The following is a 15,698-nucleotide window of genomic DNA, read 5'->3' as shown; positions in this document are numbered from 1 at the left end:
CGTGCGGTGGTCAGGTGGCCGCCGGCAGCGTCAGGCCGATGGTGGTCTGGAACGTCCCCGGAGTCTCCCAGGCGGAGCGGGCGCCCGCGTACGGGGTCCCGAAGGCCGTCATGCCGAGCAGCGTCCGCTTCCGCGTGCCCTCGGGCGCGGTGACGGGCACGGCCGTCCCGGCGGGCGCCTGGACGGTGACCGCCGTGCCGACGCGGTACGCGGTGACCTTGCCGGAGGCGAGGGCGCGCTCCCAGTCGGCGCGGCGCTTCAGCTCCGCCCCGATGTCGCGGTGGCGGGGGTTGAGCAGCGGGGTGTTGTCGGCGAAGAGGCCCCGGTACGCGGCGAGGACCTCGTCCAGGACGGGGTAGAGGAGCCGCTCCTCCGCCAGGTTGGACTGGTGGACGTAGTGCGGGCGCGGGTCGCCCGCGAGGATGTGGCCGAGCGCGATGCGGGCCTCCAGCGGGGCGATGTACGACCGGAACCCGGTGGCGGGGTCCAGCGGCGCGGGCAGGCAGGTGGAGGCCGGGTTCGTCTCGCAGGCGCCGCTGCCGCCGTCGGCGCGGCTCGTGTGGATCCAGTTGTACTCGTCGGTCATCTCGGCGGCCGTGCCGACGTTGTAGTACACGTTCATCGGGTGGCGCGGCACCGTGAGGGCCGTGCCGACGGGGCGCTGGGCGGGCTCGCGCGAGTTGTCGCTGCCGGTCCAGCGGACGCCGTTGTCGGCGAGGGCGGGCGCGAGGTTCGGGTTGTCGCGGGGCTGCTGGGGCAGGGTGGCGAGGCCCGAGTGCTCGCCGGTGACGAGTTCGGCGCGGTCGACGGACAGGCCCTTGGCGACGGCCCAGGCGTGGTTGTCGCGGATCTGCGCGGAGATCGTGGCGCGGCTCGTCCACAGGGTGGCGCCGGAGGAGTCCGTGGCGCACTTCCACGGGACGGTGGAGGTGTCCTGGACGCAGCCGAGGAACGGGTGCGTGTACGTGTGGTTGATCCAGCGGAACCGGGCCCGGTCGGCGAGCAGCTGGTCGGTGAGCGGGTCGCTGCCCCCGTGGGCGGCCTTCCACTCCTCGCCCGCGCCCGCGTTGTGGACCATGTCGAGGGTGATCCCGGCGGTCCGCTGCCAGGCGGCGGCGTGGCGGGCGTCGTCGGCGGTCATCCGGATCGGGGGGCGGCCCTCGCCGTCGCCGCCGGGGCAGTCGAAGTCGCCGGGGGTGCAGTTCCGTTCCGTGTCCCAGCGGGAGTCGGGGGCGAAGACGTCGTCCACGTGGACGGCGAAGTGGTGGCGGCTGAGCCCGAGGTGGACGCCCTGGGTGAGCCACTCCACGATGCCGCGGGCCAGCGCGCGGAACTGCCGCTGGTGCTGGTTGTACGCGAAGGTGACGACCAGTTCCCGGCGGCCGTCGTGGGCGTACTCGCCGATGAGGCTGGCGCGGCCGCCGCCCGGGACGGGCATGTCCAGGAGGCTGGTGTAGCCCTCGCGGGGGCGGCCCGCGTAGCCGTAGCTCTCGTCCACGGAAGGGTCGTTGTCCTCGAAGACGACCGGCCCGTCGAGGTACCGGAACGGGCCCGCCTTCCCCGCCGCGGTGACGGCGGCGGGGGTGCCGTCGAGGACCCCGGTGAAGCCGCCCTGGTCCGTGTGGTCGAGACCGACGCCCGGGTGGGCCCAGGTGTAGGCGTCGACCTGCGGGATGCCGTAGGCCCGCTGGTACGCGGCGAGCGCGGCCCGCTCGCCGTCCCCGAGGCCGCCCGGCGCCTCGTCCGGCAGGATCACGCCCTGGTACCGGGCGCGGGGGCGGCCGGTCGCCGCGTCACGCGGCTCGGCGAGGAACGCGGCGTCGATGACGGGCCGGCCCGGGTCGGTGAGCGCGACCCTTCGGTACGGCACCCCGGAGGCGCGGAGCTCGGACGCGAGGGCCGCGACGGCGCCGCCCCCGTCGTCCACGACGAGGACGGTCAGGTCGACGCGGGGCGCGACGGCCGTGTCGGCGGTCGCGGCGCCCGCTCCGGCGGCGGGTACGAGGGCGGTGAGCAGCGCGGCGGCGAGGAGCGCCCCGGCGGCTCTTCGTGCCCTGACTCCGTGGTGGTGCATGGACTTTCCCCCCTGGCGGGTACTCCCGAGCGACGTGCCCGCATCGGGAGGTTCTGTGGCGATGATGCAAACGGGTACGCGGCCGTCTCGCTCGATTGCAGGCAGTGTGACGCAGCTCTCATGAGTTGATCCGCAGAACATGAAAGAGACGCCTCCTGAGGGTGAACGACCGCCCCCGTGAGCGAGGCCACTACGCGCGCGTAGGCTCGTGCCCGCCACGCCGAGGGGCGGAATTACCATGCGGCGGGCACGGCGGGCCCGCGTTTCGGCCGCCGAACGACTCAACGGAAGCGAGATTTCACCACCGTGACTGCTCTCACTCTCAGCACCGCCGGTGCCGCGACGCTGCGCGCCGACGCCCTCGTGGTCGGTGTCGCCAAGGCGTCGGACGGCGGCAAGGGGCTCGTCCTCGCGCCGGGCGCCGAGGCCGTGGACTCGGCGTTCGACGGGAAGCTCGCCGACGTCCTGGAGACCCTCGGCGCGTCCGGCGCCGAGGGCGAGGTGACCAAGGTGCCGTCCTCCGGCGGCCTGAAGGCCCCGCTCGTCCTCGCCGTCGGACTCGGCAAGGCGCCCGAGAAGGACGAGACGTACGACGCCGAGGCGCTACGCCGGGCCGCCGGCTCGGCCGCCCGCGCCCTGACCGGCGTCAAGAAGGCCGGGTTCGCCCTCCCCGTGACGGCGGCCGCGGACGTGGCGGCGGTCGCGGAGGGCGCGCTGCTCGGCGCGTACGCCTTCACCGCCTACCAGGAGCGCGGCAAGGACGCGAAGGGCCCCCTCGGCGAGGTCATCGTGCTCGGCGCGAAGCCGCGCGACAAGGCCGCCAAGGCCGCCGCCGAGCGCGCGCTCGCGGTGACGGAGGAGGTCAACCGCGCCCGCGACCTCATCAACACCCCGCCCAACGACCTGACCCCCGAGGCGTTCGCCGCCGTCGCCACCGCGGCCGGCAAGGAGAACGGCATCAAGGTCCAGGTCCTGGACGAGAAGGCGCTCACCAAGGGCGGCTACGGCGGCATCCTCGGCGTCGGCGCGGGCTCCGACAACCCGCCGCGCCTGGTCAGGCTGGCCTACACCCACCCGGACGCGACCAAGACCCTCGCCCTGATCGGCAAGGGCATCACCTACGACTCGGGCGGCATCTCCCTGAAGCCCGCCGGTCACAACGAGACCATGAAGTGCGACATGAGCGGCGCCGCCGCCGTGTTCGCCGCGGTCGTGGCCGTGGCCCGGCTCGGCCTGCCGGTCAACGTCACCGGCTGGCTGGCGCTCGCCGAGAACATGCCGTCCGGCTCGGCCACCCGCCCGGGTGACGTGCTGCGCATGTACAGCGGCAAGACCGTCGAGGTGCTCAACACCGACGCCGAGGGCCGGCTGGTGCTGGCCGACGCGATCACCCGCGCCTCGGAGGAGAACCCGGACGCGATCGTGGACGTGGCGACCCTGACCGGCGCGATGGTGCTGGCGCTGGGCCACCGCATGTTCGGCATCATGGCGAACGACGACGCGTTCCGCACCGCGATCCACGAGACCGCCGAGGAGGTCGGCGAGCAGTCCTGGCCGATGCCGCTCCCGGTGGAGCTGCGCAAGGGCATGGACTCCCCCACCGCCGACATCGCCAACATGGGCGAGCGGATGGGCGGCGGTCTGGTGGCCGGCCTGTTCCTGAAGGAGTTCGTCGGCGAGGGCATCACCTGGGCGCACCTGGACATCGCGGGCCCGGCGTTCAACGAGTCCGGCCCGTACGGCTACACCCCGAAGGGCGGCACCGGCTCGGCGGTCCGCACCCTCGTACGGCTGGCGGAGCGCGCCGCGGAAGGCGACCTGGGCTGACGCCCGGCTGGTCCCGGGGAGGGCTGCCGGCCCGGGGAGGGCCGGCAGCGAAGGGACCGTGTTTCCTGGCTCACTCCGCCTCCGGGGCGCTTTATGCGGGCGTCGAGAGGTCGTCCGTGCCGAGCCCTCCGGCTCCACGGGCGGCGTACCCGCGCGGCCCCGCGGTTCCACGAGCGGCCCATGGATACGGCCCCGGACATCACCCGTCCGGGGCCGTATCCGTGCGTACGCCTCGTCTCAGGTACCGGCCCCGCGTCCCGGACCGGCGCGACAAGTGCGAAGATGGGTTCCCGGCAGGACAGGGCCCCCACCACAGGGCCGAAGAGACAGCGGCCGAACACCAGCCGCCGCCAGTCATCGAGGACCGGCGACCGGCGCACATGCATGGAGGACGTGACGTGGCGAACGACGCCAGCACCGTTTTCGACCTAGTGATCCTCGGCGGTGGCAGTGGCGGTTACGCCGCGGCCCTGCGAGGAGCGCAGCTTGGCCTGGACGTCGCACTCATCGAGAAGAACAAGCTCGGCGGCACCTGCCTGCACAACGGCTGCATCCCCACGAAGGCCCTGCTCCACGCCGGGGAGATCGCGGACCAGGCCCGCGAGGCGGACCAGTTCGGTGTCCTGACCTCCTTCGAGGGCATCGACATCAAGGGCGTCCACAAGTACAAGGACGACGTGATCGCGGGCCTCTACAAGGGCCTCCAGGGTCTCGTCGCCTCCCGCAAGGTGACGTACATCGAGGGCGAGGGCCGCCTGTCCTCCCCGACCTCCGTGGACGTGAACGGCCAGCGCGTCGAGGGCCGCCACGTGCTGCTCGCGACGGGTTCCGTGCCGAAGTCGCTGCCCGGCCTGGAGATCGACGGCAACCGCGTCCTGTCCTCGGACCACGCGCTGACCCTGGACCGCGTCCCGGAGTCGGCGATCATCCTCGGCGGCGGCGTCATCGGCGTCGAGTTCGCCTCCGCGTGGAAGTCCTTCGGCACGGACGTCACGATCATCGAGGGCCTTAAGCACCTGGTCCCGGTCGAGGACGAGAACAGCTCGAAGCTGCTGGAGCGCGCGTTCCGCAAGCGCGGCATCAAGTTCAACCTGGGCACGTTCTTCCAGAGCGCCGAGTACACCGAGAACGGCGTCAAGGTCACCCTCGCGGACGGCAAGACCTTCGAGGCCGAGGTGCTGCTGGTCGCGATCGGCCGCGGCCCGGTCTCCCAGGGCCTGGGCTACGAGGAGCAGGGCGTCGCCATGGACCGCGGCTACGTCCTGGTGGACGAGTACATGCGTACCAACGTGCCGACGATCTCGGCCGTGGGCGACCTCGTCCCCACCCTGCAGCTGGCGCACGTCGGCTTCGCCGAGGGCATCCTCGTCGCGGAGCGGCTGGCCGGTCTGAAGCCCGTCCCGATCGACTACGACGGCGTGCCGCGCGTGACGTACTGCCACCCCGAGGTCGCCTCCGTCGGCATCACCGAGGCGAAGGCCAAGGAGATCTACGGCGCGGACAAGGTCGTCGCGCTGAAGTACAACCTCGCGGGCAACGGCAAGAGCAAGATCCTCAAGACCGCGGGCGAGATCAAGCTCGTCCAGGTCAAGGACGGCGCGGTGGTCGGCGTCCACATGGTCGGTGACCGCATGGGCGAGCAGGTCGGCGAGGCTCAGCTGATCTACAACTGGGAGGCCCTGCCGGCCGAGGTGGCCCAGCTCATCCACGCCCACCCGACGCAGAACGAGGCGCTCGGCGAGGCCCACCTGGCCCTCGCGGGCAAGCCCCTCCACTCCCACGACTGACGCACCAGTCACCGGGCGCGACCACTTACCGCACAAGTTCGTTAGGAGCAAGTGAAACCATGCCGGTTTCCGTAACCCTGCCGGCGCTCGGCGAGAGCGTCACCGAGGGCACCGTCACCCGCTGGCTCAAGGCCGAGGGTGAGCGCGTCGAGGCCGACGAGCCGCTGCTCGAGGTGTCCACCGACAAGGTCGACACTGAGATCCCCGCCCCCGCCTCGGGCGTGCTGTCCTCCATCAAGGTCGCCGAGGACGAGACCGTCGAGGTCGGCGCCGAGCTGGCCGTCATCGACGACGGTACGGGCGCCCCCGCCGAGGCCCCGGCCCCGGCCGCCGCCGAGGCTCCCGCCCCGCAGGCCCCGGCCGAGGCGCCCGCCCCGGCGCAGGAGGCCCCGCAGGCCGCCCCGTCGACGGAGGCCGCCGCCCCCGCCCCCGCCCCGACCGCCGAGGCCGCGGCCGGTGGCGGCTCGGCCGAGGGCACCGACGTCGTCCTGCCCGCGCTGGGCGAGTCGGTGACCGAGGGCACCGTCACGCGCTGGCTGAAGCAGGTCGGCGAGTCCGTCGAGGCCGACGAGCCGCTGCTCGAGGTCTCCACGGACAAGGTGGACACCGAGATCCCCGCCCCCGCCTCCGGCACGCTGCTGGAGATCACCGTGGGTGAGGACGAGACCGCCGAGGTCGGCGCCAAGCTGGGTGTCATCGGTGCCGCCGGTGCCGCTCCGGCCGACGCGCCCGCCCCGGCCGCCCCGGCCCCCGCCGAGGCCCCGGCCCCGGCTCCCGCCCCGGCCCAGGCGGCGCCCGCCGCCCCGGCTCCCGCCCCGGCCCAGCCCGCCGCTCCGGCCCCCACCGAGGCCCCGGCCCCGGCCCCGGCTCCCGCCCAGGCGCAGCCCGCCGCTCCGGCTCCGGCCGCCCCGGCGCCCGCCCAGGCCGCTCCGGCGCAGCCCGCCGCGCCCGCCGCCGCCCAGGCGACGGACGAGGGCGCGTACGTGACCCCGCTGGTGCGCAAGCTCGCCGCCGAGAACGGTGTCGACCTGGCGTCCGTCAAGGGCACGGGCGTCGGTGGCCGCATCCGCAAGCAGGACGTCCTCGCCGCCGCCGAGGCCGCCAAGACCCCGGCTCCGGCCGCCCCGGCCGCCGCGGCTCCCGCCGCCAAGGCCCCGGCCCTGGAGGCGTCCCCGCTGCGCGGCCAGACGGTCAAGATGACCCGCATGCGCAAGGTCATCGGCGACAACATGATGAAGGCGCTGCACAGCCAGGCGCAGCTCTCCTCCGTCGTCGAGGTGGACATCACCAAGCTGATGCGGCTGCGCGCCCGCGCGAAGGACACCTTCGCCGCGCGCGAGGGCGTCAAGCTGTCCCCGATGCCGTTCTTCGTGAAGGCGGCGGCCCAGGCGCTGAAGGCCCACCCGGTCATCAACGCCCGGATCAACGAGGACGAGGGCACCATCACGTACTTCGACTCGGAGAACATCGGCATCGCCGTGGACTCCGAGAAGGGTCTGATGACGCCGGTCATCAAGGGCGCGGGCGACCTGAACATCGCCGGTATCGCCAAGGCCACCGCCGACCTGGCGGCCAAGGTCCGGGCCAGCAAGATCACCCCGGACGAGCTGGCGGGCGCGACGTTCACCATCAGCAACACCGGCTCGCGCGGCGCGCTGTTCGACACGATCATCGTCCCGCCGAACCAGGTCGCCATCCTGGGCATCGGCGCCACGGTGAAGCGCCCGGTCGTCATCGACCACCCGGAGCTCGGCGAGACGATCGCCGTGCGCGACATGACGTACCTGACGCTGTCGTACGACCACCGCCTGGTCGACGGCGCGGACGCCGCCCGCTACCTGACCGCCGTCAAGGCGATCCTGGAGGCCGGCGAGTTCGAGGTCGATCTCGGCCTGTAAGCCCCATCGGCAGGCCGTACGTCCAACACGGCGCCCCCGCCCGGCAGTTGCCCGGTGCGGGGGCGCCGTCGCCGTTCCTGGCCCCCCGGGCGGCGTACCGGGGAGTACCCGGGCGGAATAATGGCCGGGATGGCGTCGACCGCCGCGGCAGCGAAGGAGCCCCCTCCATGACCACCCCGCCCCCCGTCGTGCACTCGCTGCGGGAACAGATCCGCGAGCACATCGTGGAGGGGATCGTCAGCGGCCGCTGGAAGCCGGGCGAGCGGATCGTGGAGCGCCGTATCGCCACGGAGCTCCAGGTCAGCCAGACGCCCGTACGGGAGGCGCTGCGGGAGCTGGAGAGCCTGCGGCTGATCGAGTCGGCGCCGAACAAGGGCGTACGGGTGCGGAACCTGACCGCGGCGGACCTGGAGGAGTCGTACCCGGTCCGGGCGGGCCTGGAGCAGATCGCCGCCGAGCTGGCGGCCGAGCGCCTGGCGGACGACTGCTCGGCGCTGGAGCCGCACGTGGCGGCGCTGTACGAGGCGGACGCTCACGGCGACGGCACGGCGCAGGTGCGGCACACGGTGGGATTCCACCGGGAGCTGGTGCGGGCGGCGCACAACGCGGTGCTGCTGCACACCTGGGAGGGCCTGGGCATCGAGGTGTTCACGGCCCTGTCGATCCGCTGGCTCGGGACGGTGCAGAAGGAGTACGCGCAGGAGCACCAGGACCTGGTGGAGGCGTTCCGCCGCCGGGACCCGGAGATCGGCGCGCTGGTCAAGGCCCACGTCCTGGGCTGCGCCCCCCGCGCCTAGCCCGTACGGCCTCCGCCCCAACCACGGCCGGGCGCCCACCCCCGGCGCGCCCACGCCGCCCTGCGGGCGCGCCACGCTGCTTGCGGGCTGGCCTCCGCCGCACGCCCGCCCACCGGCACATGCCGCTCTGCGGGCCGCCTCCGCTCGCTATGGGCAGGCGTTCCGCAAGCGGAACGGGTGGGCACAGCGGACCTGCGGGGTGCGCCGTCCAGCGCCTCGCGTACAGGGGGGCACCCTCCCGGGCGGGGCGCCACCCGTCCCGCCGTGCGGGACCATTGCCCACAACCGGGGTTGCGCCCTGCCCACGACTGATTGTGCGGGGCACCGCGGGGCGCGTCCGCGTCAGCGGGCCGTCCGCGGACGGGGCCGGGCGCGCTCCCCCGCAGGCGAGCCGCCGCTCATTTCGGGGTGAGCGCGCTCACATGATCGGCTCACCTAAGAAAACACGGCACCGCGTGCCCAGAAACCTGGCACCCGATGCCGACTTTGCCCGTTGACATAAGATTTTGCCGCTTACCCTTTGATCGATCATCGATCACGGTCGTACAGTCATCGACGGACTTCAACAGAGGTCCCCTCGCCCTGTCCTGCCAAAGACCAAGGGCTCCACACCCCTTCGACTCCGGAAGGCGGCGATTATGACCGACCCCACCCGCATCCAGCCGAGCGAGCTCGACCAGCTCCCGGACCGCGACCCCGAGGAGACCGCCGAGTGGCAGGCGTCCCTCGACGCCGTGACCGCCGCGGCGGGGCCGCACCGTGCCGCGTACCTGATGCGCCGCACCCTGGAGCGGGCCCAGGACTCCGGTCTGGCGCTGCCGAAGCTGCTGGAGACGGACTACGTCAACACGATCCCGACCGCCGCCGAGGCCGGTTACGGCTACGACGGCGACGAGGAGCTGGAAGCCCGCATCACCGCCTGGAACCGGTGGAACGCCGCCGCCATGGTGACCCGCGGCTCCAAGTACGGCGTGGGCGGCCACATCGCCACCTTCGCCTCCGCCGCCTGGCTCTACGAGACGGGCTTCAACCACTTCTTCCACGGCAAGGAGCGGGACGGCTCGGGCGACCAGCTGTTCATCCAGGGCCACGCCTCCCCCGGCATCTACGCCCGCGCCTTCCTGGACGGCCGCCTCAACGAGGCGCACCTCGACAACTTCCGGCAGGAGTCCGGCGGCAACGGCCTGCCCTCCTACCCGCATCCGCGCCGCCTGCCGTGGCTGTGGGAGTTCCCGACCGTCTCCATGGGTCTGGGCCCGCTCTCCGCCATCTACCAGGCGCGTTTCAACCGCTACCTCACCAACCGCGGCATCAAGGACGTCTCCGCCTCGCACGTGTGGGCGTTCCTCGGCGACGGCGAGATGGACGAGCCCGAGTCCACGGCGGCGCTCGCCCTGGCGGCCCGCGAGGGCCTGGACAACCTCACCTTCGTCATCAACTGCAACCTCCAGCGCCTCGACGGCCCGGTCCGCGCCAACTTCAAGATCGTGCAGGAGCTGGAGGCCCAGTTCCGCGGCGCCGGCTGGAACGTGGTCAAGACGCTGTGGGGCACCGCCTGGGACGAGCTGTTCCAGCTGGACACGACGGGCGCCCTCGTCCGCCGCCTCCGCGAGGTCCCGGACGCGCAGGTCCAGACGTACCAGACCCGCGACGCGGCCTACATCCGCGAGGACTTCTTCGGCAAGGACCCGGCCCTCGCCGAGATGGCGAAGCTGCTGTCCGACGACAAGATCATCGAGTGTTTCCACTACTCGCGCGGCGGCCACGAGTCCCGCAAGGTCTTCGCCGCGTACAAGGCCGCGCTCGGCCACAAGGGCGCGCCGACCGTGATCCTCGCGCAGACCGTCAAGGGCCACACCCTCGGCAAGGGCTTCGCGTCCAAGAACGCCAACCACCAGATGAAGAAGCTGACGGTGGACGAGTTCAAGGACATGCGCGACCGCCTGGGCCTGCCCATCCCGGACAGCGCGTTCGCCGACGGCCAGGTGCCGTACGGCCACCCGGGCGCCGACGCGCCGGAGGTGCGCTACCTCCAGGAGCGCCGCGCCGCGCTCGGCGGCCCCGCCCCGGCCCGCCGCGTCCACCCCGTCGCGCCGCTGCCCGCCCCGGCGGAGAAGGCGTTCGCCGCGTTCGACAAGGGCTCCGGCTCGCAGTCCATCGCGACGACCATGGCGTTCGTGCGCCTGGTGAAGGACCTGGTCCGCGACAAGGAGACCGGCAAGCGCTGGGTGCCGATCGTCCCCGACGAGGCCCGCACCTTCGGCATGGAGAGCCTCTTCCCGTCGCTCGGCATCTACTCGCCGAAGGGCCAGACGTACGAGCCGGTCGACCGCGACCAGCTGATGTACTACAAGGAGGCCGTCAACGGCCAGATCCTGAACGAGGGCATCACCGAGGCCGGCTCGATGGCCGACTTCATCGCCGCGTCCACCGCGTACTCGACGCACGGCGAGCCGATGATCCCGTTCTACATCTTCTACTCGATGTTCGGCTGGCAGCGGACCGCCGACCAGATGTGGCAGCTCGCCGACCAGCTCGGCCGCGGCTTCCTCGTCGGCGCCACCGCGGGCCGCACCACGCTCACCGGTGAGGGCCTCCAGCACGCCGACGGCCACTCGCCCGTGATCGCGGCGACCAACCCGGCCTCGCTGACGTACGACCCGGCGTTCGCGTACGAGGTCGCGGTGATCGTCAAGGAGGGCCTGCGCCGGATGTACGGCGAGGGCGCCCCGGGCGAGGACCCGAACGTCTTCTACTACCTGACCGTCTACAACGAGCCGATGCCGCAGCCCGCGAAGCCCGAGGGCGTCGACGAGGGCATCGTCAAGGGCCTGTACCGGTTCAAGGAGGGCTCGGGCGCCGAGGGCGCGCCGCGCATCCAGCTGCTCGGCTCGGGCACGGCGATCCACTGGGCGCTGGACGCGCAGCGGATGCTGGCCGAGGAGTGGGGCGTGACCGCCGACGTGTGGTCCGCGACCTCCTGGACGGAGCTGCGGCGTGACGCGCTGGAGGCCGACGCGGCGCTGCTGCGCGGCGAGGAGCGCGTACCGTACGTGCGCCAGGCGCTGGCCGACGCGCCGGGCCCGGTGCTGGCCGTCAGCGACTACATGCGCCAGGTCCCGGACCAGATCGCGCAGTGGGTCGAGCAGGACTACACGTCGCTGGGCGCCGACGGCTTCGGCCTGTCGGACACCCGCGAGGCGGCCCGCCGCCACTTCGGCGTGGACGCCCCGTCGATCGTGGTCGCCGCGCTGGCCCAGCTCGCCCGCCGCGGCGAGGTCCCGGCCGCCGCGGTGAAGGACGCCCGCGAGCGGTACGGCCTGTAAGGGCCCCCGTTCCGCGTCTCGTGCCCCCGGTCGCCGCCCCGCGCGGCGACCGGGGGCACGGCCGTATCCGGGTGCCGTCCCGGCCCGGGGGCCGGGGCATGATGGCCGGATGCGTGCCGCTCGTCTGATCAAGATGGTGCTGTTGCTCCAGTCCCGCCCGTCCATGACCGCCGCCGAGCTGGCCCGGGAGCTGGAGGTGTCGGAGCGGACCGTGACCCGGGACGCGCTGGCGCTGTCCGAGGCGGGCGTCCCGGTGTACGCGGACCGGGGGCGCGGCGGCGGGTACCGCCTCGTCGGCGGCTACCGGACACGGCTGACCGGGCTGGCCCGCAGCGAGGCCGAGGCGCTGTTCCTGTCGGGCGTACCGGGCGCGCTGCGCGAGATGGGCCTGGACGACGCGGCGTCGGCGGCCCGGCTGAAGGTGTCGGCGGCGCTGCTGCCCTCGCTGCGGGACGCGTCGGAGTCGGCGGCGCAGCGGTTCCACCTGGACGCGCCCGGCTGGTACCAGGAGCCCGACACGCCCGAGCTGCTGCCGGTGATCGCGCGGGCCGTGTGGGACGACCGGCTGGTGGACGCCACGTACCGGCGGGACGAGCGCGAGGTGGAGCGGGAGCTCGCCCCGTACGGGCTCGTGCTGAAGGCGGGCGTCTGGTACCTGTGCGCGCGGGCCGGGGACGCGGTGCGGGTGTACCGGGTGGACCGGTTCACGCGGGTCGAGCCGCGAGAGGAGCGGTTCGACCGGGACGAGGCGTTCGACCTGCCGGGGTTCTGGGAGGAGCGGGCCGCCCAGTTCGCGCGGTCGCTGCTGCGCACGGCGGTCGTGGTGCGGCTGACGGAGGCGGGGGCGCGGGGCCTGCCGTACGTCACGGACCGGGCGGCGGCGCTGGAGGCGCTGGAGACGGCCGGTCCCCCGGACTCCGCCGGACGGGTGACGGTCACCCTGCCGGTGGAGTCCGAGGAGGTGGCGTTCGGGCAGCTGCTGGGGCTTGGCCCGGAGGCCGAGGTCCTGGAGCCGCTCACGCTGCGCGAGCGGTTCGCGCGGGCGGCGGCGCGGATGGCCCGGCTGTACGAGCCGTAGACCCCGGCTGTACGGGCCGTGGGAGCGGTACGAACGCGCCGGGCTCAGCGGTAGTCGTCGGCCGTGGCGTCCTTGCCGCCGTGGACCACGTCCCGGAAGTACCCCCAGGCGTCCGGCCGCGACCCGTCGGCGTCGGTGAACCCGTACTCCTGGGCGAGCTGCCCGCTGTTGAGGGACTGACCGCTCCAGCGGTTCCGCTCCGGGTCGGCGGCGAGCGCGGCGACGGCCCGGCCGACGTACACGGGCGACTCGGCGATGGCGAAGTGCGGCTCCTGGGCGCAGGCGTCGCGCCAGTTCTCCTCCCGTACGCCGAAGTGGTCGAGCATCTCCTCGGAGCGCAGGAAACCGGGGGTGAGGGCCACGGCCGTGCCGCCGACGTCCTTCAGGTCGTGCGCCAGGCCGAACGCCATGCGCAGGGGCGCGGTCTTCGCCAGGTCGAAGTAGAACTGCTCCCGGAAGCGCTTGTTGTACTCGGCGGTGCCGTCCGTCATCTCCACGACGAGCCCGCCGGGGCGGCGCGTCAGCAGCGGCAGGGCGAGGCTGCTGGTGATGACGTGCGTACGGACGCCGAGGTCCAGCATGCGCAGGCCCTTGTCGAGGTCGATGTCCCACATCTTGGCGTCCCAGGTCGGTACGAGGAGGTGGTCGCCGCCCCAGCAGCTGTTGACGAGGACGTCGAGGCGGCCCTGCTCCGCGTCGATCCGGGCGACCAGCGCGCGCACCTGCTCCGGTACGAGGTGGTCGGTCGGCACGGCGACGCCCCGGCCGCCCGCCGCGGTGACCAGCTCGGCGGTCTCCTCGATCGTCTCGCCGGCCCGGCCGACCTCGCTGACGCGGTCGCGGGTGGTCCGCCCGGTGGCGTACACGGTGGCCCCCGCGGCGCCGAGCTGCACGGCGATGGCGCGGCCCGCGCCCCGCGTGGCGCCCGCGACGAGGGCGACGGTACCGGCGAGCGGGCGGTTCTCCTGCTGGGTGGTGGTGTTCGTCGTCATGGGACGACCGTGACACTCAAAGGCGACACCCTCTGTCCGGTTTCCCTGTCCGGTTCCCCTGTCCGGTTCCCCGTGTCGTTTCCGGCGGGTTCTCCGCGTGCGCCGTGCCCCGTGACACCGGATGCTGGTCCCGTGATGGACGAGACGGAGTTCTGGGAGCTGGTCGACTCGACCCGCGAGGCGGCGGAGGGCGACCCCGACGACCACGCCGAGCTGCTCGTGGAGCGGCTGGCGCAACTCGACCCCGACGCCGTCCTCGACTTCGCCCGCCACTTCGAGGCCCGCTACAACCGCGCCGACACGTGGGACCTGCGGGCCGCCGCGGCGATCCTCCTGGGCGGCGCGTCCGACGTGGCGTTCGACTACTTCCGGTGCTGGCTGATCGGCCAGGGCCGGGAGGTGTTCGAGGGCGCCGTGCACGACCCGGAGGCGCTCGCGGAGCTGCTGGAGGACTTCGACCCGGCGGTGGACGGGGACGGCGAGGAGATCGGCTTCGCGGCGGACGAGGCGTACGAGGCGCTCACCGGCGTGGAGACACCGGACCTGGGCCTCGCCCCGCCGCCGCCCGAACCGGTGGGCGACCCGCTCGACGTGGACGACGACACGGCCCTCGCGGAGCGCCTGCCCCGCCTGTGGGACCGCTTCGGCGGCTAGGGAGCGCCGACGCCCCGGCGCGGCCGCCTGACGGCCGCCCGGGGCCGACGCCCGACGGTGCGGCCCCGCCGGGCCGGTGCCGCACCGTCCGGCGCCTCGCGGGCGGCAGCCGGCAGCCGCTTATGTGGCGTGCCCCTGTCAGTCCTTTGGGTTACGTTGGGTCATGATCGCCGCCGCACCCGGGGCACGGGGCTCTGCTGGGAACAGCGGCGTCAGAAAGGACCAGCATGTCCGCACGGTCCGAGGGGACAGGGACGGCCTGCGCCTACCGGCGAACCGGCACGATCCCTGTGTACGGAACCGACAGGCTCGGAGAACTGACGTATCGGGAGAGGGAGGTCCTGCTCCTCCTGGGCACCGGACTGGGCAACCGCCGGCTGGCGAGTGAGCTCGGCATCGCGGAGCGCACCGTCAAGGCGCACATCGCCCGCATAGCGGAGAAACTGGAGCGCGAGACGCGGCTCCAGGTCTCCGTGCTGTCCGCGCTGTCCCACGACGACCTCTGCGTCGATCCCTCCTGTCCTGGCCGGCATTCCGTCGCGCCACCCGGCGCCCTGAGCGCGTTCGCCGCGTGACACCGGGCCGCGCCCGCCCCCTGACCCAGGGCGGGCGCGGCCTTCGCGTGTGAGCTTGGCCTCACAGCCCGCCGCGCGCCGAGGTCCGGCCGCGGCGGTGCGTCCGGGAGTGCCATGATGGAGATCCAGGAGACCCGCTCCCGAGCCGAAGAGACCGACCACAGAAGCGAGGAGCTCGACATGACGACCGGTTCCGCGGACAGCCCCGCGACTCTCTACGGGCCCGTCTCGCTCCTCCTCGGCGTCCTCGCCCTGATCACCGCCGTGTTCGCCGGTTTCCTCGGGATCGCGATCCCGTTCCTGTTCGGCAGCCTCGCCGTGACCTTCGCGCTCCTCGGCCTGGCCCGCGGGCTCAACCGGGGCCAGTGCGCCATCGGCCTCACCACCGGCGCGCTGAGCGTGCTCTACCCGGTCTTCCTCGTCGGCGCCCTGGGCATCTGACCGACTCGCCCCGGCGCGGGCGCCTTTGCCGGCTCCCGGCGCCCGGCGCCCGGCGCCGGGAGCGCGTACGGCCGGAAGCGCGTACGGCCGGAAGCGTCCCACCGCCCTCTGCCTCGCCCCTTCGAACCCCCACACCACCCCGTGGGGGTTCTTGTCATTCCTGCGTAGCGGCGAAGGGCGTCACCCCTTCGGAGATTGGCGCCCCTCGGACATTGCCCCTTCGGGCACTGCCCACCCGGGCACTGCCCG

The 15,698-nt window shown here is 73.3% G+C and carries 11 protein-coding genes; 9 read left to right on the top strand and 2 right to left on the bottom strand.

The window, feature by feature from the left end:
* Window positions 1-10: 10 nt before the first annotated feature.
* Window positions 11-2,074: a hypothetical protein gene (locus J116_RS20960; protein ID WP_023589036.1), complete on the bottom strand. Its 2,064-nt coding sequence runs from the start codon at window positions 2,072-2,074 to the stop codon at window positions 11-13.
* A gap of 306 nt (window positions 2,075-2,380) precedes the next feature.
* On the opposite strand from J116_RS20960, the gene J116_RS20955 reads away from it, so the two are divergent.
* From J116_RS20955 to J116_RS20930, 6 genes are all read left to right on the top strand, one after another.
* Window positions 2,381-3,901 carry a leucyl aminopeptidase gene (locus J116_RS20955; protein WP_023589035.1) on the top strand — a complete coding sequence of 507 codons (1,521 nt, stop codon included), beginning with the start codon at window positions 2,381-2,383 and terminating at the stop codon, window positions 3,899-3,901.
* A gap of 398 nt (window positions 3,902-4,299) precedes the next feature.
* Window positions 4,300-5,688, top strand: coding sequence for a dihydrolipoyl dehydrogenase (gene lpdA / locus J116_RS20950; protein WP_023589034.1), 1,389 nt, complete (start codon window positions 4,300-4,302; stop codon window positions 5,686-5,688).
* A gap of 59 nt (window positions 5,689-5,747) precedes the next feature.
* Window positions 5,748-7,586 (top strand): 2-oxoglutarate dehydrogenase, E2 component, dihydrolipoamide succinyltransferase, encoded by a 1,839-nt coding sequence (gene sucB, locus J116_RS20945; RefSeq protein ID WP_023589033.1) that lies wholly within the window; start codon window positions 5,748-5,750, stop codon window positions 7,584-7,586.
* A gap of 167 nt (window positions 7,587-7,753) precedes the next feature.
* Window positions 7,754-8,383, top strand: a complete 630-nt coding sequence (locus J116_RS20940; RefSeq protein WP_023589032.1) for a GntR family transcriptional regulator — start codon at window positions 7,754-7,756, stop codon at window positions 8,381-8,383.
* Between the two features lie 638 nt (window positions 8,384-9,021).
* On the top strand, window positions 9,022-11,709 hold the full coding sequence (gene aceE, locus J116_RS20935) for a pyruvate dehydrogenase (acetyl-transferring), homodimeric type (protein WP_023589031.1): 2,688 nt from the start codon (window positions 9,022-9,024) through the stop codon (window positions 11,707-11,709).
* Window positions 11,710-11,818: 109 nt separating this feature from the next.
* Window positions 11,819-12,787 carry a helix-turn-helix transcriptional regulator gene (locus J116_RS20930; protein WP_023589030.1) on the top strand — a complete coding sequence of 323 codons (969 nt, stop codon included), beginning with the start codon at window positions 11,819-11,821 and terminating at the stop codon, window positions 12,785-12,787.
* 44 nt (window positions 12,788-12,831) lie between these two features.
* Here J116_RS20930 and J116_RS20925 read toward each other — a convergent pair whose 3' ends face one another.
* Window positions 12,832-13,779, bottom strand: a complete 948-nt coding sequence (locus J116_RS20925) for an SDR family oxidoreductase (protein WP_023589029.1) — start codon at window positions 13,777-13,779, stop codon at window positions 12,832-12,834.
* A gap of 135 nt (window positions 13,780-13,914) precedes the next feature.
* On the opposite strand from J116_RS20925, the gene J116_RS20920 reads away from it, so the two are divergent.
* The 3 genes from J116_RS20920 (at window position 13,915) to J116_RS20910 (ending at window position 15,449) form a co-directional block, all read left to right on the top strand.
* Window positions 13,915-14,433: a DUF4240 domain-containing protein gene (locus tag J116_RS20920; RefSeq protein ID WP_023589028.1), complete on the top strand. Its 519-nt coding sequence runs from the start codon at window positions 13,915-13,917 to the stop codon at window positions 14,431-14,433.
* 290 nt (window positions 14,434-14,723) lie between these two features.
* Window positions 14,724-15,008 carry a LuxR C-terminal-related transcriptional regulator gene (locus tag J116_RS20915; protein ID WP_023589027.1) on the top strand — a complete coding sequence of 95 codons (285 nt, stop codon included), beginning with the start codon at window positions 14,724-14,726 and terminating at the stop codon, window positions 15,006-15,008.
* Window positions 15,009-15,122: 114 nt separating this feature from the next.
* A complete protein-coding gene (locus tag J116_RS20910; RefSeq protein WP_235617370.1) occupies window positions 15,123-15,449 on the top strand; it encodes a hypothetical protein in 327 nt (108 codons plus the stop codon).
* The last annotated feature ends 249 nt before the right edge of the window (window positions 15,450-15,698 follow it).

Source organism: Streptomyces thermolilacinus SPC6 (assembly GCF_000478605.2).
GTDB classification, from domain to species: Bacteria; Actinomycetota; Actinomycetes; order Streptomycetales; family Streptomycetaceae; genus Streptomyces; species Streptomyces thermolilacinus.
This window is presented reverse-complemented; position numbering and strand designations above follow the sequence as displayed.

Coding starts and splice junctions, on each gene's coding strand:
- J116_RS20960 (WP_023589036.1), bottom strand. CDS start 2,074: ATGCACCACCACGGAGTCAGGGCACGAAGAGCCGCCGGGGCGCTCCTC.
- sucB (WP_023589033.1), top strand. CDS start 5,748: ATGCCGGTTTCCGTAACCCTGCCGGCGCTCGGCGAGAGCGTCACCGAG.
- J116_RS20940 (WP_023589032.1), top strand. CDS start 7,754: ATGACCACCCCGCCCCCCGTCGTGCACTCGCTGCGGGAACAGATCCGC.
- aceE (WP_023589031.1), top strand. CDS start 9,022: ATGACCGACCCCACCCGCATCCAGCCGAGCGAGCTCGACCAGCTCCCG.
- J116_RS20930 (WP_023589030.1), top strand. CDS start 11,819: ATGCGTGCCGCTCGTCTGATCAAGATGGTGCTGTTGCTCCAGTCCCGC.
- J116_RS20925 (WP_023589029.1), bottom strand. CDS start 13,779: ATGACGACGAACACCACCACCCAGCAGGAGAACCGCCCGCTCGCCGGT.
- J116_RS20920 (WP_023589028.1), top strand. CDS start 13,915: ATGGACGAGACGGAGTTCTGGGAGCTGGTCGACTCGACCCGCGAGGCG.
- J116_RS20910 (WP_235617370.1), top strand. CDS start 15,123: ATGATGGAGATCCAGGAGACCCGCTCCCGAGCCGAAGAGACCGACCAC.